Annotated in this window: 19 protein-coding genes; 3 read left to right on the top strand and 16 right to left on the bottom strand. The window is 52.3% G+C overall.

Translation table 11 applies throughout. The features are described from left to right. Position 1: 1 nt before the first annotated feature. From B1728_RS08435 to B1728_RS08425, 3 genes are all read right to left on the bottom strand, one after another. Entirely contained in the window at positions 2-712 is a 711-nt protein-coding gene (locus tag B1728_RS08435) for a DsbA family protein (protein WP_256865287.1), read from the bottom strand. Between the two features lie 217 nt (positions 713-929). Beyond that, positions 930-1,766: a M56 family metallopeptidase gene (locus B1728_RS08430; protein ID WP_256865286.1), complete on the bottom strand. Its 837-nt coding sequence runs from the start codon at positions 1,764-1,766 to the stop codon at positions 930-932. Between the two features lie 36 nt (positions 1,767-1,802). Next, a complete protein-coding gene (locus tag B1728_RS08425; protein WP_079909762.1) occupies positions 1,803-2,216 on the bottom strand; it encodes a BlaI/MecI/CopY family transcriptional regulator in 414 nt (137 codons plus the stop codon). Between the two features lie 167 nt (positions 2,217-2,383). Between B1728_RS08425 and B1728_RS08420 the strand changes: the two genes are divergently transcribed. Beyond that, the gene (locus B1728_RS08420) at positions 2,384-2,839 is read left to right on the top strand and encodes a double zinc ribbon domain-containing protein (protein WP_079909761.1); all 456 of its coding nucleotides are present in this window, start codon (positions 2,384-2,386) and stop codon (positions 2,837-2,839) included. 306 nt (positions 2,840-3,145) lie between these two features. Then, entirely contained in the window at positions 3,146-6,166 is a 3,021-nt protein-coding gene (locus B1728_RS08415) for a fibronectin type III domain-containing protein (protein ID WP_079909760.1), read from the top strand. A gap of 337 nt (positions 6,167-6,503) precedes the next feature. Here B1728_RS08415 and B1728_RS08410 read toward each other — a convergent pair whose 3' ends face one another. The 9 genes from B1728_RS08410 to B1728_RS08365 form a co-directional block, all read right to left on the bottom strand. Further along, positions 6,504-7,253, bottom strand: coding sequence for a PIG-L deacetylase family protein (locus tag B1728_RS08410; protein WP_079909759.1), 750 nt, complete (start codon positions 7,251-7,253; stop codon positions 6,504-6,506). Positions 7,254-7,282: 29 nt separating this feature from the next. Then, positions 7,283-8,281: an N-acetylglucosamine kinase gene (locus B1728_RS08405; RefSeq protein WP_079909758.1), complete on the bottom strand. Its 999-nt coding sequence runs from the start codon at positions 8,279-8,281 to the stop codon at positions 7,283-7,285. Continuing rightward, the gene (gene argH / locus B1728_RS08400; protein ID WP_079909757.1) at positions 8,281-9,789 is read right to left on the bottom strand and encodes an argininosuccinate lyase; all 1,509 of its coding nucleotides are present in this window, start codon (positions 9,787-9,789) and stop codon (positions 8,281-8,283) included. Before argH ends, B1728_RS08405 begins: the two co-directional genes overlap by 1 nt. Beyond that, positions 9,776-10,555 (bottom strand): creatininase family protein, encoded by a 780-nt coding sequence (locus tag B1728_RS08395; protein WP_079909756.1) that lies wholly within the window; start codon positions 10,553-10,555, stop codon positions 9,776-9,778. The genes argH and B1728_RS08395 overlap by 14 nt, the downstream gene beginning before the upstream one ends. Positions 10,556-10,638: 83 nt before the next feature. After that, positions 10,639-13,188 carry an NEW3 domain-containing protein gene (locus B1728_RS08390; RefSeq protein ID WP_079909755.1) on the bottom strand — a complete coding sequence of 850 codons (2,550 nt, stop codon included), beginning with the start codon at positions 13,186-13,188 and terminating at the stop codon, positions 10,639-10,641. Between the two features lie 188 nt (positions 13,189-13,376). After that, on the bottom strand, positions 13,377-15,074 hold the full coding sequence (locus B1728_RS08385) for an ABC transporter permease (protein WP_179135973.1): 1,698 nt from the start codon (positions 15,072-15,074) through the stop codon (positions 13,377-13,379). A 57-nt stretch (positions 15,075-15,131) separates the two neighbouring features. After that, the gene (locus B1728_RS08380; RefSeq protein WP_079909753.1) at positions 15,132-16,214 is read right to left on the bottom strand and encodes an ABC transporter ATP-binding protein; all 1,083 of its coding nucleotides are present in this window, start codon (positions 16,212-16,214) and stop codon (positions 15,132-15,134) included. A gap of 156 nt (positions 16,215-16,370) precedes the next feature. After that, positions 16,371-17,504 (bottom strand): extracellular solute-binding protein, encoded by a 1,134-nt coding sequence (locus B1728_RS08375; RefSeq protein WP_256865285.1) that lies wholly within the window; start codon positions 17,502-17,504, stop codon positions 16,371-16,373. 385 nt (positions 17,505-17,889) lie between these two features. Beyond that, on the bottom strand, positions 17,890-19,065 hold the full coding sequence (locus B1728_RS08365) for an ROK family transcriptional regulator (RefSeq protein ID WP_079909751.1): 1,176 nt from the start codon (positions 19,063-19,065) through the stop codon (positions 17,890-17,892). Positions 19,066-19,265: 200 nt separating this feature from the next. On the opposite strand from B1728_RS08365, the gene B1728_RS08360 reads away from it, so the two are divergent. After that, the gene (locus B1728_RS08360; protein WP_179135942.1) at positions 19,266-20,129 is read left to right on the top strand and encodes an AraC family transcriptional regulator; all 864 of its coding nucleotides are present in this window, start codon (positions 19,266-19,268) and stop codon (positions 20,127-20,129) included. Here B1728_RS08360 and B1728_RS08355 read toward each other — a convergent pair. The 4 genes from B1728_RS08355 to B1728_RS08340 all read right to left on the bottom strand — a co-directional run bounded on the left by B1728_RS08355 (position 20,126) and on the right by B1728_RS08340 (position 23,717). Further along, the gene (locus tag B1728_RS08355; protein WP_079909749.1) at positions 20,126-21,637 is read right to left on the bottom strand and encodes a sulfatase family protein; all 1,512 of its coding nucleotides are present in this window, start codon (positions 21,635-21,637) and stop codon (positions 20,126-20,128) included. The two genes, B1728_RS08360 and B1728_RS08355, sit on opposite strands and share 4 nt — an antisense overlap. A 191-nt stretch (positions 21,638-21,828) precedes the next feature. Further along, entirely contained in the window at positions 21,829-22,602 is a 774-nt protein-coding gene (locus B1728_RS08350; protein WP_144027808.1) for a GGDEF domain-containing protein, read from the bottom strand. A gap of 14 nt (positions 22,603-22,616) precedes the next feature. Continuing rightward, positions 22,617-22,970, bottom strand: coding sequence for a hypothetical protein (locus B1728_RS08345; RefSeq protein ID WP_079909747.1), 354 nt, complete (start codon positions 22,968-22,970; stop codon positions 22,617-22,619). 18 nt (positions 22,971-22,988) lie between these two features. Continuing rightward, positions 22,989-23,717, bottom strand: a complete 729-nt coding sequence (locus B1728_RS08340) for an EAL domain-containing protein (RefSeq protein ID WP_256865318.1) — start codon at positions 23,715-23,717, stop codon at positions 22,989-22,991. Positions 23,718-23,771 lie beyond the last annotated feature (54 nt).

Here is a 23,771-nt window from a genome sequence, read left to right as displayed (position 1 = left end):
CTTATTCACCCTTTTGAGCCTTTTCAATAGCGGCTTTCAGTTTATTATAGTCAAACGGGTCCTCGAACTTCTTGCCGTTGATGAATAACGTCGGCGTGCTGTACACTTGATTGCTGCGGGCAAAGGCGTTATGCGCGTCGACTTCCTTCTTGTACGTCTTGTTCTCGATATCCTGCTTAAGCTTATCATAATCGATCGGAAGCTTTTCCTGGCGGGCCAGATTCGTTATGAAATCAGCCGTCGCCCAGATTTTTTTCTCATCGCCCTGATTCTTATAGATCGCGTCGTAATATTTCCAATAGGCGTCATTATTCTGATGGAAAATCGCCTGCCCGGCCATGGCGGACGTCATGGAATCGGCATCCGGGCTGATGATCGTATAGTTCATAAAATGAAGCGATGCGATCCCCGTATCGATAAAATCTTTTTTGAGCAGAGGCTCCACCTTCTGGCTAAACACTTGGCAGGATGGGCACTTATAATCCCCCAGCTCGACGATTTTGACAGGCGCATCAGGATTGCCGAGCGTCGGCATCGTCTCATAAGGCATTTGTACCGGAGCCGGCTTGGGCAGAGCAACAATAATAATGGCTATAACAGCAATGACACAAATCGCTGTGATCCACATGATCATGCGCATCCGTTTTTTCTCTTGGATTTTCTCCTGCTTGCGCTGCTCTTTATAAACGGATTTCTTCGTAGTTTGCTTCAATGAGATCTCTTCTTTCCTTCCGTAGTCATAGGCTGCTTACAGCCTAAAGGTTTCCACTTGCTGCATAATCACGAATACTACAAACCGTAGTGTGGAATTCGGGAAAACGCCGTACGGCCACCCCGAATCCCCTTGAATAAAAGGACAAGCTGTCTTACAACGATAGGCACTCCCAAAGCTGTAAACCCGGTAGCGCAGACGGTAGAAGTCACGCCATTTAATGCATGACCAGGACAAACATCGAGCATAGAGCAAACAGCACCTGCAGGGAAATCATTGCGGGGGTAAACGGCCAATTCAAAGGCACATCCGTCTGCGGCTCCAGCAGCTGCCGAATCCGCAAATTAATCGACGTATCGCTGAACGAAACATGCGAGACCGGCATCGGAGCCGGCGCCTTTCCTTTGAGCAGCTTCAGCAGAGCACTGCCCAGATGGACAGAGCTGCCGGTTTGCTCAATCGCATAATTGTCCGCCAGTACCTCCCTCACGATCTTGTAATTGTGATGAAACGATTTGAGGATCGGAATATACCACATGACGGAGGCAACGAGCGACATCAGGAAGGTTTTCAACGGGTCCCCGTGCTTGCGGTGAAACATCTCATGGTGGACAACGGCTTCCAGCTCTTCGGCATCCAGCAAATCCATCAGTCCGGTTGATAAGACAATTTTAGGCTTGAAGAAGCCTACGGCAAATGCTAATGGAGCCGCATGCTCGATGACGATAATAGGCTGCTCTTCCGAGCCCGTCCGGCGGTATCTCCGGCTGATTTCTCCTGTAAGCAGCTCATGACGGCGAAAGAGTAACCTCTTGTTGAACATTCTGGACAAATGCAGCTGCTTGGCCGCTAGCCAAATGGACATCGCAAACGTATATACAACGATCGCATTCAGAATATAGCCCACCCATTGAATGCCTAAAGATTTCATCATCGTATGGCATAGCTGTAGAACGTTATATCTGATTTCCCAGCCGGCCAGCGTATGCATGATGTACATGCCCATCTGGACAAGCACCACGCCCGCTACCAGCATCCCTGATATAAAAATCAACCTGGATCGATTCTCCCACCGATTGTCCCGCATGGATTACGTTTCCTTTTTCAGCTGCTTTATTTTTTGTTCCAACTTCTCCATCAACACCGGATCGGCTTCGTCCAATGCATCCAGCATGTGATTGACGACGAGCGGCCCGAATTCCTCGATAAGCTCATGAGTAAGCTCCTTGGACTGCGTATCGATGAACTGCTCCTTGGTCAAAACCGGACGGTACAAGAACGAACGGCCCTCCATCCGCTTCTGCAATATCCCTTTCTCCACCAGACGGTTCATCACTGTCATCACGGTATTGAAGTTCACTGCCTTCTCCTGCTCCAGCCTTTGCTGCACTTCCTTGATGGCTTTCTCCGGTCCCTCCCACAAAATTTCCATAATCTTCGCTTCGAGGGTTCCGAAGAAACGGTTTAAGCCGCTTTCATTCGTCTTAAAATGATGAATTTTCAATTGCCACACCTCTCACTACAAATTGTAGTGACAACGTTTTTAAATGTCAAGCCGAGCCCGGCTCAGGAAGCTGTGTCATGCTTTCACAACTATGCAGATGCCTCTGCTCAAATTAGATATTTGTGGTAAAATATAACAAAACTTTAGGACGGAGCGGATGTGTATTTATGGCATACAAGGTCTGTGAGAATTGTAAGGAGGAAAATCCGGAGAACGCTTCCGTATGCTCCGGCTGCAGTCATCCTCTTCATAACGCCAAGGTTTTCGGCACTCCCATGAATGAGAAACAGGCTGCGCCTCCAAAAGCAAAGATTTGTTCCGGCTGCAAAGAGAGACTGGACCCGGGAGCGCTGCAATGCAAATATTGCGGGCAAGTGGCGATTTCCAATCCATCCGACAGCCGTTATTCTAACCGCAGCTATTCCGCACCTGCTTCGGATCATAGCGCAGCCATCATTTTATTGTTCATTGCCACTTTCTTCATTCCGATTGTCGGTCTCATAGTAGGTGGCTTCTATGCATTGCATGATGATCCGGAAAAAAGCAGTGTAGGGAAGGGACTTGTTATTTTCGGCTTGGTGATGCTGGTGTTAGGGACCATCCTGTGGAACATCCTGTTTTAGGAAGCTCCTTGTTTTAACCAGCGTCTTGATAATTCTTTGCGGTGACCATGCCTTTCTAAATCTATTGTTAAGACGCATGCAATATGCCCTATGGTATATGTACTTGCGCTATGCGCTTATGCTATACTGTGGACGAAACACGAACAAATAGGAATACGGGTGGAGACGATGAGAAAACCCTGATCCTGCAACTTTTCCCTTCTTTCGACAAGAAGGAGATAAATTGTATGGGGGGTGACATCGTCTTTTTTGTGCTGCGCAAGATGAAATAGGAATCATATTTATTCCATTCTAAGGAGAGTTCTAATGAATGCACAAACACGAAAGCTGAGCAGCATCGCATTGGCGCTATCGATCCTTGCGGCTCCGCTTGGAGCACTAGTCGGCCCTTCTTCGGCTGCGGCGGCGGACAAGCTCTTCATCCCTCCGTTAACCATTACGGAGCTGGTGCAGGATACGACCAACGCAACCAACTCCTCAGGCACCTCCGTTGACGGCTATGAGTATATTGAGCTGTACAATAACAGCAGCGCACCTATTCCTCTTCAGGGCTACAAAATTATATATAATACCACTTCCATATGGAATTTGGATAAAGAGATGACCATTCAGCCTCATGATGCGATGGTACTGTGGGTTCAATCGCCCGGGCTGTCCGGAAGCGTCGAAGCCTTCAATGCCAATTACGGATCGAACATCCGGCCGGACCAGTTTTATCCGATATCCGGACAAGGGCTGTCCAACAGCGGCTCCCGTACCCTTATTTTGGCCGATAAAGAGGGCTTTAAGCTGAGCAGCGTATCCTACAGCGACGGCACCGGGGCCAACGATGACGTGGTCCTTAACAAAAGCGTCATTTACAGCTATCCGACAGATGGCACCATCGTCATGCGCAAAACAGCCAACCAGCAGACGCCGACTCCGGGACGTATCATCGCCGGGCAAGCACCGGATACGTCGGCTCCAGTTCCGCCGAAGGGCCTGTTCGCCATTCCCGGCGACCGTTCGGTGCAGCTCTACTGGACGGCCAGTGAGGATCCGAATGTCATTGGCTATCAAGTGGCTGTGAACGGCGTGCTTGAAGATACCGTTGTTCAGGACGCCTCCTATACGGTGACCGGGCTGACCAATTTTACGGAAAACCGGTTTTCCGTCGTTGCCGTAACCGACACGCAGATGTCGATTCTTTCAGAAGCGGTCAAAAGCACGCCAAGACCGGAAATCATCGATTCCATTCCTCCGGCTGCTCCGACCGGTACGGCAGCCGCCATTAACGGCATAGCCTCGGTGCAGCTCAGCTGGTCTCCGAATACCGAGCCCGATGTCGCCTCGTACAAGGTGTATAAAAACGGCGCATACGTGACTACGGTTTCCTCTACGACCTATTCGGCCGATCTGGGCTCACTGTCAGGCGGATTCGAATACAAGCTCCAGGTATCGGCCGTAGATTCCTCCGCTAATGAATCGGACAAGTCCCAGCCGGTCTCCGTTACACTCCCGCATCAGCCTTTGACGCAGGAGGAGACCGGAGCGCCGATTGTCGGGGATACGTCGGCTTATCAACGTTTCCTTGACGTCAGTGAGCCGGGACCAATTGTTCCGGGATTGCTGCAGGGCCTTGTTCCTCAAGGCATGCATTATATACCGGAAAAGAACTGGGCCATCCTTTCCAGCTACCGCGATGACCGAAGAGCCAGCACCCTGACGCTGGTCGATCTCAAGACCGGATCGCTCGTCAAAACGATTCACCTGTACAAAAACGGCCAGCCCTTCTCCGGACATGCCGGCGGCGTTGCCGTCAGTAATCAAAACGTATGGATCGCCTACGGCAAAGAGATGCTCCGCTTATCCTTGCAGGATGTGATCGATTGTCCGGACAATGCGAACCTGTCCTTCATCGACAGCTTCAAGACGAATACGAGAGCCTCCTTCGCATCCTATTCGAACGGAATCTTGTGGGTGGGCGATTACTACAGCTCCCCGAACTATTTGACAACGCCGATACAGAAAATGACGGCGCGTGATAACAAGGTATACAATGCTTGGGTGGTAGGCTACAAGCTCGATGAGGCAACGGATCTGCTCCCTGCTAACAGCAAACTGACAAGCGACGGCTTGGTCATTCCGAACTATATTTATTCCGTCACGGATCGGATTCAGGGAGTAACCGTCACTGACGATCAAGTGATGCTCAGTCAGACTAACGGAAACCCGAAGAGCAATATTCTCAAGTACAAGGCTTCCATCAACGAACCTCCTCACACGACGGTAAACATCGAAAACACAACGGTACCCGTATGGTTCTTGGATGGATTGAACCTGGAGGATTCCCTGGATATGCCGCCTTCTGCAGAAGGCAATTTCGTTCATGACAACAAGCTGTACATTGTTTACGAATCCGGAGCCAACATCTATCGGCCTGAGATCAATTATCCGCTGGACCGGATACAGATCGTCGATTTGAAGGCATGGGAGCATTACGACCGGATTGCCATTGAGGGGCCTGCCGTTCCTTTGATTGAGCAGCAAGCCGGCTCTTTGAAGGTACAGCATTATCTGGGAGAGAAGGGCACATTCGACGTCACAACGAAATCCTCTCTTGCCAGCAGCGATCCCTCCGTGGTGACGGTCGACGCTTCCGGTAACCTCCTCGCGGTGCGTTCAGGAGAAGCGGTCATTAGCGCCGTCTATAACGGGAAAACAGCTTCCTTCGTCATCAGGGTCGTCCCTGAAAACGTCGCCTTATTAGGCAGCTTGTCTGTGGATAATGAACCGATTGCAGATTTCGATTCGCAGAAGCTGAGCTATACGAAGGAGGTCGCTCACTCCGTCGGCGCGGTTCGCCTGCAGACCTCGCTCATCAGCGGCAAATCCAGGCTCAGCGGGATTTCCGTTCAGCGTAACGGTACCGTGACGGATGTTACTTATTCCGTCACGGGAGCTGTGTATCAGACCGGTTCCGTCAGCCTGACCGAGGGGGCGAATGTGTTCACCATCCGTGTCACCGCAGCGGACGGCCATACGACCGGGGCTTATACTCTGACGATTAACCGCCACCCGCTTCCGGTCCCGCCTGCCGGCTTGGAAGCCGAGAAGGGACATCGTGAAGCCATCCTGCATTGGACAGCCAATCCTCAACCTGATATTCTGGGCTATCACGTATATCAGGACGGCAAGAAGCTGACCAAGCAGCCGATCCAGGGCACCTCCTATAAAGTCACAGGCCTGCCTAACGGTAAAAAACATCGTTTCAGCGTCACCGCCGTCAATCGGTTTTACGAGGAATCTACACCTGCTACGATAGAAGTAAAGCTGAAAGGAAAGTAAATCAAACACAGGGAAGCTTCTCCATGGACTACGGGAGATGCTTCCCTGTAAGGTTGTCGAGAATCCTGAAAATCTGAAAAATCGCTTTGGTACCCAGTGGGGTATCCCCTTCCGGTCGCTGTTGTTCTCAGGAAATGTGATTATATTCGCTATATAGCGGTGTTTTCCCGAGAACAAAGGCGAACGCTATCGCTCCTCCAGGAGATACCCCACCTATAACCTTTCGCATTTTTCTGTATGATAAGGTTCCTCGACAGCTCGACAGGGAAGCATCTCCATGGACTGCGGGAGATGCTTCCCTGTTTTCTTCCTAGGAGCATACATCACTTCACGGTACCTACCCGAATTCCAGCGTCGGAATATGCTCCAAATCCTTTGCCGTTGACGGCTCTATAGTCTGACCATTGGCCCGCGCCAATGTGTAATATTCGAAGTTGCCTATGACGCTGTAGTCTCCCTGCATAACGCCAGGGTAAGCCCGATTCACGGAATATATCTGGCTTTGATAGGCCTGCAGCGCCTGTCCCTTGACAGTCCGGTAAGGACTTATATCCACCTTACTCGTAATGCAGCACCGGTCCTTAGGGCCGGAGTCCTTGCAATAATCGTAGTAATGAGGAATCGAATTATAATATAACTGCGGATAGGCATCCGGCGGATAATGAGCCTCCGCCAGCTTAACGGCTTTCTCCGTCGCTCTAGATATGGCAATATGATCGGGGTGTCCCGTAACGCCGTCCGGAGGAAACGTAATGACGACCTGCGGCTTTAGCTCCAATAAGGTATCGCGGATTTGATTCGCCAGCAGACCGGCATCCAATTCCATCAAGAAGCCGTCTTTATGACGATAAAGAATAAGCTGATTGACGCCAAGAAGGGAGCATGCCTTCTTCAGCTCCTCTTCCCGATGCTTGGCTAGCTCTTCCCGGCAGGTGAACTGAAAAGCGCCGGATTTCCCCTTGCAGCCCGAGGTGGCACAAATCAATGAAACCTCATAGCCGAAATGGCGAGCCTTGGCAATGGTTCCTCCGGCTGCAAATGATTCGTCGTCAGGATGGGCAAAGACGAATAACCATCGTTTCAACATCGCGCTTCATCTCCCGCATCATATTGACATTAATCCTTCGCCTCCTTACGAGCTGCCGAACGCAACAAGGATAAGGCCATTGTCGTAACCCCGTGAATCGGTTCTCCCCGTGCATGGTCCGGCCGGGCGTAAGGAGCCCACTGTTCGCATTTGTGAATCAGCAATTGACGTATAAGGCTGTCATTTTGCAATACGCCGCCCTGCAAAATAAGCCGGAACGGCTTGTGCTGCATCGCGAGCCGTTCTACAACGGCCCGGATGCCACGGAACAGCTCATCTGCAGCCCTCGTCAAAATATGCTTGGCCGTTTGATCTCCCGAGGACGCAGCCTGGCTGACCAGCCGGGATAGCTCCCCCACCCTCTCGACCGCATAATCTGGGCCATAAGTCCAGTTGAAGAGCTCTTCCTCATCACTCAAGCCTAAATAGGCCACGATCAGCCGGCCTAATTCCGTAACCTCCCCCCTCCCGTCGTAAGCTCTTAAAGCAGCTATAATGGCCTGCTTACCTATCCAATATCCGCTGCCCTCATCCCCGACCCGGTGTCCCCAACCGCCGGCCCTGGCCGTCGTTCCCTCCTCATTTATCCCAAAAATTATCGATCCCGTTCCGGCAATAGCCAGAATACCCGGCTGCCCCCCGGTCGCGCCCGTTAACGCGGCGAAGCCGTCATTTTCGATAACCAGCTTCCGGATCTGAACTGGCAGGGGCTGAAGAGCAAGCTGTACCAGCTCCTGGATGATGCTTCTATCATATGCCGTGTCCAATCCCGCAATGCCCATAACAGCGTATTCGATATCCAGCTCAAGAGGCTGATCTTGGATGCCGCATTGCTGCGCCCAATCGGAGATCGCCGCTTGAACTCCTGCCCTTAGTTCTCTAACGGCAGCCTCTCTTCCCGCCCCTTGATAATTGCAGGAGCCCGCCCGGCCCTGCCCAAGCAGCCTCCCCTCAGAGTCCATCAGGATAGCCAGACATTTGGTTCCGCCACCGTCGACCGCCAGCAATGGAATATGCAGGCGAGCCATCAGGTCACGCTCCAGCTGCGCGTCGTTTCATCCAGGTATTGATAAGCCCGCCGGTGCGTGCTTTCATACGCTTGGACCCGCTGGCTCAGAGCGGCATGCTGCTGCCTGCGAAGCCCGATCATCCGTTGGATTTCGGACGGATTCGGCCCCCCCGGCAAATCGCGGATGGCCACAAAATGAACGGGATCCAGGGCTTGACGCAGCATCGGCTCATCCAGCGAAACCTCTCGCCCTATGATCCCGAGAGCCACTTCGTTGACCATAGCCAGCGTAATCTCGTTAGCGGCCAGGTCAGCGGCCAACGCTTTATGAACGACCCCGCTAACGATGTGATGCGCAGTACGGAAAGTCAAGCCGTCCGTTCTTACGAGCGTATCGGCCAGCTCGGTCACTGTGGCGAAGCTTCCTTCCGTCCGCTTCCGCAGCACTTCCTTATTGACATCCATCGTTCCGATGACAGCGGCCAGCAGCCGGTACACGTTGTCGAGAACCTCGAGGCTTTTCCACATGTAAGGCTGCATATCATCCTCCGTATCGACGATATCCCCGAACGGCGTATTATGGATCATGGTCAGCACGGACGCCGCATTCCCTGCGCAGCTGGACAGCAGAGCCCGCATATGCTCAAGCGATACCGGATTTCTCTTCTGCGGCATAATCGAACTGATCTGGACATATGGAGCCCCTACCTTCAAAACGGCGAACTCCTGAGTGCACCATAGCAGCAGATCTTGAACGACTCGTCCCAAATCAATCGCCGCCAGCTGAACTGCAGCTGCCGCTTCCCCCAAATAATCCGCCCCGCCTATCGCATCATAGGAATTGTCGATCAGCTCGTCGAAGCCAAGCAGCTCCCTCATCCTCTCACGGCTGATCGCAAAGCCTGAAGTCGTTAAGGCCGCCGCCCCCATGCTGCTGCGGTTACAATTGGCATAGGCGGAAGTCAGCCTGCGGATATCCCGTGTCAACGAATCCACGACAGCCATGATGTAATGGGCCATTGTAGTTGGTTGAGCCTGCTGCGTATGCGTATAGCCGATCATGACCGTGTCCTTATGCTCCTCTGCAAAGGCAAGCAGCTGCTCCATCAAGCGAAGGGCAGAGCCTAGCGTACCCGTCAGCTTCTCTCTTAGCACCATGCGGTACATGGCGATGCCCATATCGTTGCGGCTTCTTGCCAAATGAAGATTGCCCGCAATGTCGCCTGCATGCTCAAGAAGCTGGTGCTCCACTTGAAAAAACAAATCCTCGAAGCGCCCCGTGTAGACGGAGCTTCTTAACGCCTCCAGGTCCAAGTCATGGATGGCTCTCGCAATCCTTTTGGCTTGCTCCTCCGTAAGAAGCTGCCTCTCCCTCAGCATAATGAGATGCGCCTTGTTGATCGCCATCATCGGATCGAGCAGCTGCTTCTTCGCCTCATTGAAGGCCGGCTCCAGAACAACCTCCGCATAGGTCCTGCCGGGAAACGAGGCTCCTTCCTGATGAAACCATTCCTCACGTGTCCTCATGCCGCTCACCCTCTCCTCTTCTCCCTTTTGTGGCACCCAGCCAGCTTTGAATCAGCTCATTCATGTTACTGGCCGCTTCCTCTACAATCCATTGGCCCGCTTCCAACGAAATTTGCCGAATATCTCCCGTGTAGCCGTCCCATCCCTCGGGGGTACCCTCTACCAGCACGTAAGGCAGAGATGATAAAGGCTTCGGCGCCTTTAATGACAGATCCTCTTCCTGCACATGAACCAAATCCGGTTGAAACGCTTTGACGGCGGACATTTCATAGGGGCCCCCGTGACCTCGTCCCGGCGTTCCTTGAAATATGCCTTGCTGCTCGGCGCTCTCTTGCGTTACCATCTGCCACCAGTTGATAAGAAGAAACCGGGCGTCTCTGTATTTGCCGGTCATGGCCTCCGCAACCGTACGAGACGGCCCCATATTGGCGTCATGAGCATTCAGCAGCACAATATTGCGGATGCCCAGCCTGCAAATCCCATCGACGATATCCATGACATAGTCTATGAATACGGAGGGCCGAATCGATATCGTTGCAGGATATTCACTGGTTTTGCCGGGACAGGCCGTATAGGGAACGACAGGATAGAGCAGAGGCTCAAGAGCAGGGTCAATCCGTTCGGCAAAGCCGTTGGCCAGAACGATATCCGTACCGAGCGGAGCATGAGGACCATGATATTCTACCGACCCCAGAGGGAGCACAGCGAATCGCACCCTTTCCTTAACGCGGTCGATATCCCGTCCATGAACATGGATAGCTTGCATAGATCTTCAACTCCCGTATCGAAGATAATGAAGCTTCCGGAGAACGCTGAATAAGCTCAAGCGTCCTCCGGCTGCATAACCCTTTATTGCTTTTGGCTGATCATATTGACGAACATCCGGATAGACCCTGGCACCAGGCTTGGAATTTCACGGTACCATACGATGGAGCTGTACGTATAAATTCCTTTGCCGTAAGGCGCTGTCAGGAAGGTGCCCGTAAATTCCTTCTCGCCGGGATCCCCGTTGGATATCAGCTCGGTGTACTCTTTGCCCCATTCGGACGGGTTATACGCCGAACGGTCCTGCACCCAATGATCCCAGTCCGCGTCGGTAATTTGATTCGGATAGGTAAACATCGGATGATCCGGCGCCAGCATCGTCACCTTGGAGCTCTCGTCGGTTACCCGCCATTGAATTAACGGCGAGCCTATCTTGATAGGGTACGGGGCAAGATCCGGCGTCCATTTATCCTCCGGTTTATGGTATTGGACGACCAGGTTGCCTCCGTTCTGCACATAGCTGAGCAGCCGTTGATTGCTCGGGATCAGCTCGGGACGGAAGGCATAGGCGCGAATGCCAAGCACAATCGTGTCATATTTCGACAAATCCCCGGATTGAATGTCTTTGGCCTCCAGCTTTTCTACATGAACGCCAAGCTGGCTTAAGTACTGATCAATATTATCAAAACCGCTGGATACGTAACCGACCTTCAGGTTTTCCGGCACGGCGAGGTCAAACACTTCAATTTTGAGCTCCGCAGGCTGGACCATGTACGTTTTGCCGATATGCGGGTATTCAATTACCTGGGCGCCCTCTGTGCTCACAACGCTTCCGTTCTGGGCAACCGCCGATACGGTATAGCTGCCCGGTTCAACCGTGGACGATCCTTTCACCGAGAAGGCTACGGATTTCGTCTCTCCTTTGGCGGCAAAGCTCAGCTCTTCTGCCGCAGGCTCGACTGTCCAGCCCTCAGGCACTTTTAACGAAATCGATGCTTTCGATGCCCCTGGAGTGTAATTGCGAACCGTCACTTTGACAGGAATCGCTTCCTCCGTTTTCAGCGTATTCAGCACCGTTGCGCTTGGGCTCAGCGACATGGAATACGGCGGCAGAACGGCAACTGTGCTTTGTGGAGCCACCTTCAGCTTCGTCACCGTATCATAAGCCTGGTATTCTACATCGGCGTTCAGCACCGATGGAGCATACGGCTTGAAATTGGGCGCATTGGCTGGAACGGTTACATCGTACGTGGCGGATACGGTCTGGTTATTGCCAAGCCGGTCGAAGCTCGCCGCACCTGCCGCCTTGGCGGTCCAGCCTTCCGGCACACGGAGACCGAGCTTGATGTTCTTCAGCTCGACATTGCCGCCGTTAAAGGCCGTTACGGTTACCTTGGTCGTTTGCCCTGCCACGAGCTCACTGGCTGCCGGCTTCACCTTGGCCACTACAGAGGCCGCTTCCATACTGGCTTTATTCAGCTGTTCGTCCTTCACCTTCAGGCGGTACATCAAATCCGTCTTCGTCGCTTTATCGAGCTCAGAAGCGTTCACATCGGCAATGGCGGTCTGCAGATCCGCTTTCATCGCATGCACTTCTTTAGTGACCGCCGCAAATTTCGGATAGGCGGCAATGACCTGCTCCGAATCTTTTTGCAGCGCGCGCAGATCCTTGACGACTTTTTGATCTTTTCCTTTGGCATCTACTTCCTTGGCCAGATCCTCGAACGTATAAGCGATTCCGTCGAAAAATCCGGATTCTTTATCCTTCGTCTTCACCGTAGACGATTGAAGCTTGTAATAATTGCCGAACAGATCGGGACTGATCGGCCCCTCATCATAAATGCGTCCCATTCCCTGGCTCTTGTGCATAAACCGGGATTCTTCTCCCAGCTGCAAATACGAGGCGCCGTAAATTTCGTTATAATCGCCTACAGGGACCACCACGTTATAATCCTTTGCCGTGCCGGGTACATAAAGCTTCTTCACCTGCCAAGGCTGAAGCCCCTTCTGCAAATGCTCGGGGAATACAGCAGGATCCGCCGCATCCTTGAACGCCTTGACGGTAATGACGTTGATCGCTCTATGATGCCCATGGGTGGAATCCTCGTTCAGGAAGGACGGATAGACGACATCCGGACGGTCCTCACGAATTTTGCGGATCAGCCGTTCGTAGGCGACCGACTCTCCCCACTTTTGCAGGGTCTCGTCCGGACTCTTCGAGAATCCGAAATCAAAGATCGGATCGTTGATGTCCTCGCTCAGCATGCTGAGGGTGATATTCGTTACCTTGGACGCCTCCTGCAGCTCACGGGTCCGTATAATGCCCAAGGCGTTACCGAGCTCGCTGCCTATCTCATTCTGTCCGCCTTCGCCACGGTTGGCGATAATGCTGAACGTATTCACTCCCTGACCGAGGGATAAGTAAGCCAGCGTTGCACTGTGCTCGTCATCAGGATGCGCCCCCGTGTTCATAGCGCTTGCGATGGTCGTTAACGGCTTGATCGATTTCCATAGATCCACTGCACCACGATCCGCGTGAGCCGGCTGTGCGGCTGCCGGAAACAGCAGTCCTCCCGCTACGGCAACGCTCGTTATCGTCGCCAACCATTTCGATGTTGACTTCCCACGTTTCAAGCTAACTCCTCCTTTTGTCTTTAACTGTTCTTACCGCAGGAAATGGCCAGGTTCCCGCTGTATATGTCACGTGGGATTTCCCCACGAAATGACCGAACATAGCAAGCTCTTTAGAAGTAAAGCGCATCCGTGATCTTTTGCTGAAGGCAGGCGGCATACCTTGGAACATGCGTTGGACTGTCAAACGGCTATACGGCGGTGGTCGTCGTGTCGCCCGAGATTTTTCTTGAGATGAACAGCACGATCACAATCAATAAAATTTGCAGGACCCCGTACGCGCAGGCGGTACCGAATTCGAACGAATACATCCGCTGGAAGATTTCGACCGAAATCGGAGCCGTTCTGGTCGTAAAGAGCAGAATGGAGGACACGAATTCCCCTATCCCCTGGACAAAAGCAAGCAGCGTCCCCACCAGTACCCCGCTCAGAGCCATCGGAAACACCACTCGGCGGAAGCTGTACCACCAGGAAGCGCCGAGGTTGCGTGCCGCCTCCTCCACTGAGCCATCCATTTGCATTAAAGTTGCCGAGGTCGACCGGAACACCAAAGGCAAATGCCGGACAAAATAAGCCAAAGGGAGAATCCAGAAGCTGCCGATAAGCACCTGGTTGAAGCTGAACACGGTGGGCTCGCTGAAGGCGGCGATCAAGTTCACCCCTACGACCGTGCCGGGCAATGCCCAAGGCAGCATAATAAGCACGTCGAGCAGCGTCTTGCCCCGGAATTTCATACGAACCATGGCGTATGCCGCCGCCACCCCGAAGATGACATTGCCTATGGTGGCGATGAAGCTCATCTTGAAGCTGTTGCCGATGGGCCGCCATGTTTTGCTGTCCGTAAACAGCTTGACATAATGATTGACCGTATATTCGGGCGGTAATATTTGCGTCGTCCAGGTAGCGTCTTTGGAGAAGGAGATCAGCACCAGAACCAGAATCGGCAGCAGCAAAATCACGACGCCGATAAACGACAGCACCATGGCGGCATATTTGCCTGCGGCGCTCTTTACCTCCGTCCGATGCACGCTGACGCCTTTGCTCATGTTTTGGTAATTACGTAAATTTTGGTACCAGCGCATGATCATAAGGAACAGGATGGACACGATCGTTAAAATCGTGGACTGGGCGGCAGCCATATCCAGATTCCCGTTCGTTCGGGATAAATAAATCTGCATGGTCATCGTCCGCTCTATGCCAAAGATAAGCGGTGCCGTATAGGAAGCCATCGAGATCATAAAGACAAGCAGAGATGAAGCGACCATAGCCGGAGTCAGCATCGGAAGGATGACGCGCCGCCACACGTACAGCCGCCCTGCCCCGAGGCTCGAGGCCGCTTCCTCCAGTGACGGGTCCAGCCCTTTGATCGCCGCCGATGCGGTCATATAGAAGTAGGTGTACATCGTAAAGGTATGGACCATCAACACTCCCCACACGCCTTTTAACGAAAAGGGAACATGATCCATTTGAAGCAGCAGCTTCAACGATCGGGGAATAATTCCGCTCTCCCCGTACAAAAAGGTAAAGGACAGCACACCCACCAAAGGAGGCAGCGCCATAGGAACCATAGCCAGCACGGTAAGTATTTTCCGCCCCGGAAACTCATAGCGCTCCAGCAGGAAAGCCATGGCCACTCCCACGATCGCACAAGTAATCACGCTTAACACCGAGATGTAAATACTGGTCCAGAGAGCCTCCAGATTGGAGGTATGCTCCAGGCTGAAAAATTTGGCGTAGTTTTTCAAAGAGAACTGGTCCTTGACTTCAATGCTTTGGACGAAGGTCTGGAACAACGGATAAACGACATAGGCGAGCAAAATGAGAAATAATGGAGCTACGAGCACATAAACGAAGTAGCGTGAGGACGTTACGGCGGTCCACGGCCGCATGTTCGGGACGGACGGCGGTTCGAAGGTTCTGTCTTTATTCATCTATCGTCCCCCTAACTAACCTAAGAAATAGATGCCGGATGGCGGGATGTGAAGGGCTATCTCTTCTCCACGCTGACGAACCCGATGCCCCGTGTTGACAAACATCGCTTTGAGGGAGGCGTTCCCCACTTGCGTTAAATAGTTGACGCTGACCCCGGTGAATTCAGAGATGGTTACAGTCCCCCGAACCACATTGGCTTCATTGGACTCCGACAGCTGCGCCTCCGTTACCGATTCAGGACGTATCGACACGGTAACCGTGGACCCGATAGCCAGCTTGCAGGCTGGCGAAGCGTTATGCACGAAGCCGCTAAGCACCAGATCCGGTCCGAACCGTACGAAAGCCTCCTCGCCTTCTATTCGTTCCACCGTCCCTTCCCATAGATTCGATTCGCCGATGAAGGAAGCGACAAACCGGTTCACAGGCCGGTTATATATTTCCTCCGGACTGCCGATCTGCTGGACAACACCGCCCTGCATCACCATAATCCGATCCGACATCGCCATGGCCTCCGCCTGATCGTGAGTCACGTAGATCGTCGTGATCCCGAGCTCCAGCTGGAGCCGTTTAATTTCCAGGCGTGTCTCCTCCCGAAGCTTTGCGTCCAGATTGGATAATGGTTCATCCAGCAGCAGGATCTGCGGCTCGATCGCCAGCGCTCTGGCCAATGCAACACGCTGCTGCTGACCGCCTGACAATTGGTCTATGCGACGCCGCCCGTATCCCTCCAAATGCACCATCCGCTGTGCCCGTTCCACGCGCTGCACCAGCTCAGCCTTCGGCACCTTGCGGACCTGAAGTCCGAATGCGATATTTTCGAATACCGTCATATGCGGAAACAAAGCATAATTTTGAAATACCATCCCGGTATTTCGTTTGTTCGGTGGAAGATTCGTTACATTATGCTGGCCAAAAAGGATGCGGCCTGAGCTCGGATAATAAAAACCGGCTATCATTCGGAGCGTCGTCGTCTTGCCGCATCCGCTCGGACCAAGGAATGTGAAAAATTCCCCCGGTTGAATGTGAACGTGGATATCCTGGGCGCCAGTGACATGGCCGAATTGCTTGCTGACATGATCCAGTGTGACATCTATCAAAGCGGGGTTCCCCTCCCTTATGGATCAGGCGGAGCCGTAAGCGTGCCTGAAGCATAAACGTTATTGCGATCCGCCTGCGGCGGGGCGTGTGAGCCTGACCCCCCGCCGGCAAGCGTGACCCTCTCCTTACTTCGAATTTCTAACACAACGTGTGTCTTATTTGGCTCCTTTGCCCTTGATGTTCTCATCCCAATACTGCATCCAATCCATCTCCTTGTTCGCCATAACCGCCCAATCCAGATTCAGCGGCTTCAGCTCTACCCCTTTCAGCCAAGCGGGAAGGGTGTCTTTGCTGATATCTGTGCGAGTCGGAATTTGGAACAGCTTTTCAGCCAGCTCTACGCGCAGCTTGGAGTCAAAGAGGAATTCGTAGAACTTCTTGGCGGCGTCCATATTTTTGGCGCCTTTGACGATGCCGACGCCATCGACAAGAATCGGAGCCCCGCTCGCCGGATAGATGAAATCGAAGGGCTGCTTCTGAAGCTCCTTTTGAATCATAATGTCCTGCAAATTCCACAGCGACAAGGTGCCTTCTTCACGCGCCAGCTTCAAATATAGGTTCGTAGGATCTTGAGCATACTCCTTCGTATTGGCGTCGAGCTTTTTCAGCCAGTCGTAGCCCTTCTTCGGATCGGCGGCATCCTGCCGGTAGATCATGGCTGAATAGATCGTTCTCATCGTTCCGGAGGCCAGCACGCCGCGAATGATGATCTTTCCTTTGTATTTGGCATCGAGCAGATCGTCCCAATCCTTAGGCGCATCTTCTTTTTTCAACGCCTTGGAGTTGTACATGATCACCTCCGGCAGCAGCATTTCCCCATACCAGCGATCCTGGGCATCCTTGTACAGCGCCGGCACCTTATCCGCAAAGCTCGGCTTGAAGCTTTCCAGCAAGCCTTCATTCGCTGCGGTCATCAATGCGGATTGCGTGCCGCCCCACCAAAAGTCCGCCTGGGCATTCGCTTTTTCCGCACGGGCCCGCTCCAATATTTGCTGGGCCCCCATGGTAAGAACTTCAACATCGATATTCGGATTTTTCTCCTTGAATTTAGGGATAATTTCGTCGACGACATTTTTATCTCTGGCGGTATAAATGACGAGCTTCTGCTTTTCGGGCGGCTTAGGCGTTGCGCTTGGCTTCGGGGTTTCCGATGTCTTCGGCGCTTCCGCCGCAGGCTTCTGCGTGGCCGTCGGCGCTGCCCCTCCGCTGCAAGCTGTCGTTCCCAGCATGACGATGCTGAGAGCCAGACTGGTTAACCATGAGCCCCTTTTACCCAACCATTGTTTCATGCGATAACTCCTCCTTAGAGTTTTTCTGAAGGAAAAACTTACTTCGTAAGCATTCTCTTAGAGTTTTTCTGAAGGAAAAACTTGCTTCGTAAGCATTTTCTTAGAGTTTTTCTGAAGGAAAAACTTGCTTCGTAAACAAAGTCTGTTGAGAAACCTATATAATGCTAGAGCTATTGCAAATATACTCCTATGGGGTACGCCCCTCCAGCCTCTATTGAAACCCATGATTTTGATTATAGTTAGCGGAATTTTCACGGGTTTCAAAGGAGGACGTAACTCCTCCGTGGCATACCCCATCTCCCTTTAGATAGTTCTTGCAAAACAAGGTTTCTCAACAACCTGACGCACTCGACTAGAGTTTTCCATAACGCTTTTCCTGCTGGCCTTATTGCTTCAACCGCGATGAAAAGGCTTCCAAAGCGCAATGAACGGCTCCGATAATTCCCGCCTGATCGCCAAGCGACGCCATCTTGATTCGAGGGACAAAGGGCACCCACTCCGAAAGCTGCTGCAGCATCGCCTGGACCCCGTCTTCCCCGATATGGACCATCTCCCCGCTCAATATAAGAAGCTGCGGGTCCATCACGCTCGCAATATTGGCAATTCCGTAAGCCCAATGCCGGTAAACGTCGTCAAGAAGCTCTCCGGCCGCAGTATTTCCTTGACGGACGTGCTCGATGAGCTGCCTCATGATGCTCCTGGAACGATCGTCCGCTTCCGGAAGAATGGAACGGGCCTTTCTCCGAATGGCGGGCTCCGAATAGTTGTTCTCGAAGACCCCGAACTCTCCGCGTCCGCGCTTGCCGATAGGCCCGATCATCATATAGCCGATTTCACCGCTTGCCTCCATGGCGCCGCGATAGCTTTGCCCGTCGATCATAATGCCTGCGCCGATTCCCGTGCCCACGTACATGAACACCAGGTTGGGGCAGCCTACGCCCGCTCCCTTATAAAACTCCCCCAAGGTCATCAGATTCACGTCATTATCGATAAAGACCGGAAGGCCGAGCCGCGCCTCGATTTCCTTCTGAACCGGAAGGCCCATCCATCCGGTGCTGGGCGCATAGCTGACCGTTCCGTCTCTTCGCTGGGTAATACCCGGCAGGCCTAAGCCGATTCCGAGCAGCCTGCTTTTATCAAAGCCGCTCTGCTCCAGCAGCACCGCAAGCCCCCGTTCTACGCCTTGAATCGCTATCTCCCCGTCCAGCGGCTGGAGAAACCTCGTTTTGTAATGGTATTGCACCTCGCCCTTTAAATCCGCTATCGCCAGCTGAATGGTACTGCCTTCGAACACAGCTCCCACCACACCGAAGGCTTGGGAGTTAAATTCCAGCAAAATCGGCTTACGCCCTCCGCTGGACTGCCCGACCCCAACCTCATGAATCAGTCCTTCGCGAATCATCTCATCCACTAAAGCAGAAACGCACGGCCGGCTCAATTCTGTCAATTTGGCCAAATCCGCTCTCGATAACGGCGCTTTTTCTTTTAGCTGATGAAGGATGCCTTCCCGATTGAGCTGTTTGACCAGCTTGGTATTCCCCGTCTGTCCCCGACCGAACAATGGTTAGGTTCACCCCCTTCATTAGTTAAAATAATTAACAAAGGCTGACTTTGATCCTAATCTATGCGCTCCTGCGGACCCGTATGACCTGCCTTACACGAAAAAAAACGCCCGGGCAAAGTCGGACGTCAAGATAAAGATTGATTGTCATTTTGTCTGGTAGTATGCTTATTCCAAAGACCGCGAACGGGGGCTCAACGATGCAGGAATACGCTAATGAATTCGCCGATCTCTGGCTGAAGCTTCCCTCTCCCCTGCTGCAAAAAGGCGGGATGCGGATCGTCCGGGCGGGACGAAACGAAGCCAAGCCCACCTATCGTATAGGACCCAAAATTATCGAATGCCACAGCCTGCATTTCATTCTGGAGGGTGAGCTTACTCTGGAATACGCAGGCAAGCAGGCTTCGCTGAACAAGGGCGACCTCTTCTGTCTGTTTCCCTATACGCCGTACCTGTACAGCAGACGAACGCTTACGAAGCCGCTGCGAATGGTATGGCTCGCTCTGGATGGCGAACAGGTGCCCGAAGCAGTGCAGCGGATCGGCCTTACCAAAGCCTCGCCATATCTGAAAAAAGCTGTCGATGCCAGGATCAAAAGCATTCTGCATCGAATCATCGGCCTGCAGGCGCAATCCCCCTCCAAAGAGCTTGCAGAGCTCAGCGAGCTGTACAGGCTCTTCGACAGGCTCACGCAGCTTCAGACCACGCCGGCAACCGAGACAGATCCCGATTGGCTCGACAAGAGCATCGAGTATTTGCAGCTTCATTATACCGAGCCGTTGAAGATCGAAGAGCTTGCACGCTTCGCAGGCGTCAACCGGACCTACTTTTCCACCCAATTCCATCGAAAAACCGGAGCTGCTCCCATGCAGTATTTGCAGAAGCTGCGAATGGACAAGGCCTCTCAGCTGCTGCGCTGCACGTCCTTAGCGGTCACGGAAATTGCGTTTACTTTAGGCTACCCGGACCTGTATTCCTTTACGCGAGCCTTCAAAAACTATTACGGAGCCTCCCCGAGCTCCTACAGGAATAGCCCGCGGGAAACGCCTCCGCCTCCTGTTTAAGCGTTGGCAATGCGGGGCATGGGAAGCGATTCCTTGCCAAGCTCAGCCCAGGCATACCGGAGCAGCAGCTCGCTCTTGAGCGCTGCAAAATGAGGATCATCCCAACGATTGTGAAGCTCCCCGGGGTCATTTTCCAAATCAAACAACTCGCCGTAGGTCTGGTTATAATAGATTGTGATTTTGTAGCGCTCCGTCACCAGCGTTTTTTGATGAATCGTAGTCGGCTCATGATGAAACTCGCAGAGCACGTGATCACGAACGGCCGACTGCTTGCCGAGCCAGACGGGGCTTTGATCGACCCCCGTCATCGCGCGAGGCACCGGAATGCCGCAAAGCGTAAGGAAGGTCGGCGCCAGATCGATCAGCGACTGCATAGCCTGCGATGTGCAGCCTGCCGGGACCTTGCCGGGATAGCGAACGATGAACGGCAGCTTGATCAGATCCTCGTAATGAAAGCCGCCCTTGAAATGCATGCCGTGATGTCCGAACATATGCCCATGGTCCGTCGTGAAAACGACAATCGTATCATCCGAGAGGCCGAGCTCGTCCAGCTTATCCAGAATACGCCCGATATACTTGTCCATTAACGAGATCATCCCGTAATACGTCGCCATATTCCGGCGCTGCTCCTGCTCATCGAACCGCTGGTGCGAGTGATAGCCATGGATCGTGAATTCCGATTCCTGCCAGGCAGAGAAATCCGGGTCGCTATCCTGCGTCAGCTTGAAATGCGGGGGATTGTTGTCATGCTCCCCGGGAGTGACCTGCGGCAGCGTCAAACGGTCAGGATCATACATCTTGTCCCACGGCTCGGGCACCAAATAATCCGGGTGCGGATCGAAGAAGCTTGCCCACACGAAGAAGCTCTCCTCCTTCTCCTTATACTGCTCCAGCAGGGCGTTCGTTCTGTCGGCTATCCACTTATCATAATGGTATTGCTCGGGAATCGGCCATGTATGCGTAATCGATGGATCCATACGGCCGGTTGGGGCCAGGAAATAATCGCGCCATTCCGTGCAGCCCTGTTCCTCCATCCACAAGGCGTAATGCTGGCCTACGTGCGCTTCATTCGTATGATTGCGGGCAAGCTCTACATGATCGAATCCATAAAAGGGACCCTTATACTCCCTCCAGTAGTCCAGATCCTGCAAGATAGGGTACGATTCCAATGAACGGTACTGCTCCGTCTCCTTAAGCGGCTGGAAATGCGCTTTTCCGATCAGCGCCGTCCGGTATCCATGGGCCAGGAAATCCTCTCCCACGGTATGCCGGTCCTCCATCAGCTTGGTTCCTAATGTCCATGCTCCATGCTGACTCGGATACATGCCGGTCAGGATCGAGGAACGGGTAGGCGTACATGTAGGATTAGGGCAATAAGCTCTAGTGAACAGAGTCCCCTCCGATGCAAGACGATCCAGATTCGGGGTCTGAATTTCCGGATTGTGCGCCCCAATCGTATTCCAATGCTGCTGGTCGCTGGTAATGAGCAAAATGTTCGGCTTTTTCATCCTTGCTATCTCCTCCGCTTGTTTTTCACCCATCATACCTTTCCCATGGAGTGCCCGAAAATGGCATTTCGTCGGAAGTTGCTGTTGTCATTTTGTCTGGATGCTTGTCCAAGCAGACCAAAGAGACCCGCCATATCCCTCATAACGATGAGATCAGCGAGTCTCCGATACTGTTTGATTATAGGTCATGGTCATTTTTGCTTTTTCTCCGTTGATTGTAAGCTTGCCCTGCTAAGACATTCCCGGTAGGACAGCGCCTTCCCGTTATCATCATACCCGCTCAGAACTCCGATCGACGCCGAAATGCTGAACGAATCCAGAGAATCAACGAGCATAGGCTCGGACAAACGGTCCACAAGCTCCTGAACCTCCGGATACTCCCTTGTTGTAATAATAACGAACTCATCTCCGCCGTAACGGCAGACATAATCCTGCTCGTGCGCCGCTTCCTTCAGCAGAACGGAAAACTGGATCAGCAGGTCGTCGCCTACGGCATGCCCGAATTTTTTATTCACGCTGCCGAAATCGTTCAAATCGATAAACAGCAGGTGAAAGGGCGTCTCTTCATTTGTCAAATAATCGTAGATATACTCGATGTACTTGGAACGGTACAAATGCGTTGATTGATCGATGTAGCTTCCGATGGTGCTGCGCAGTCTCTCCCGGGTAATGATCCCCTTCATCTCGTTGCCGTCCTTCACAATCAGCCGCTCCACATGATGCTGCTCCATCGCATACAAGGCATTGCCGATAAAGGCTGTCTCGGAAATGACCAGCGGATTATAGGTCATGGCATCGGCGACAAGCCGATTCGGATGCGCCGTACGTATATCGCGAGAGGTGATAATGCCTACCACTTCCTCTTCATCTACGACGACCAGCGAGCCTATCTTTTGCTCATTCATCAGGTTTGCAGCGTATCTGACACTTTTGCCGGAAGAGATACAGCATACCTTTTCCGACATGATCTGCCCCACCTTCACCGAAGCTCAACCTCCCGTTGTATAGATATGGTAATGTTCAACTCCGCCTTCAATACCATAGATTCATTGATTAACCGATCGGCTTCGCCGAGGATAATTTCCAGCAGCTGCTGCTTATCCAGCATCTCCATCAGCGACTTTCTCAATAAAACCGCTTCCACCTTGGGGTGATCGACTTTGAGTATGGAGAATTGCTCCGGCGACAAGGCTTCCGCCATTCTTCTTACCGCCTCGGGTCCTATGGGAGCTCCTCTGCCTATAATTAATAAATCCTGCATGGGAGGCACTTCAAATTCGGTTAATTTCATGGATAAGCTTGCTCTGCGAGAGTAATTCAATTTATTGCTCATGGTAAACTCCCTTTTTCATTAAATGGATTTGGCGAACATCAGTTGCTCCAAAGGCTGCGGCTTGGCGAACAAATACCCTTGGCCGTAAACTACCCCAAGCTGTTCAAGAATTTCAAATTGCCGCTCATTCTCAATGCCTTCTACAATCAATTTGGACGTTTCGCCGCAAAAATCGGCCAGCATTTTGATGACTTTCTGTTTGCCTCTCGAATGCTCTAATCCGTTAGTAAAATATTTGGATAGCTTGATATAGTCCGGCTCAAAATCCACCAATTGCTTTAAAGAGATAGCCCCTTCCCCGACATCGTCGAAAGCAATGAGTATCGCCTTTTTTTGAAGGAGCCTCAAAATATTTTGATCGAGCAGCTCCTTCCATGTATCAAACTCTTCTATCGCTTCATTGATTTCAAAAACGATGTCCAGTGTATGGTTCGTACGCAGTTGAATAAGCGCATCGAGAAAGGAAGTAAAATTCTGGTGCAGCAGAGTGGACGGATATATATTAACGAAAAGCTGGCTCTTCCTGGTGTTGGATATCATTTGGTTGCACTGCTCTACCGCACCCAAAACCGATTGCGTATCCAGCTCGAATAGCTTATCGTCTTGACGCGCTTTCTCAAATAGCTGCTCGGGATTACCTTTGTTGCTGCGAATTAGCGCTTCGAATCCCAGTACCTCTCTATTGGTCATATAGACAATAGGCTGATATACATGCGAAAACGAGTAGGCGGATTTTAAGTCTTGCATTGTCAATATTCCTTTCTTCCTATTAAACTGCTTCATTGAACTGCAAAATTGTAT

It is taken from the genome of Paenibacillus sp. 32352, assembly GCF_002042965.1.
Taxonomy (GTDB): Bacteria; Bacillota; Bacilli; order Paenibacillales; family NBRC-103111; genus Paenibacillus_S; species Paenibacillus_S vulneris.
Note: the sequence above shows the minus strand (reverse complement) of the source record. Positions and strands in the feature narration are given on the sequence as shown.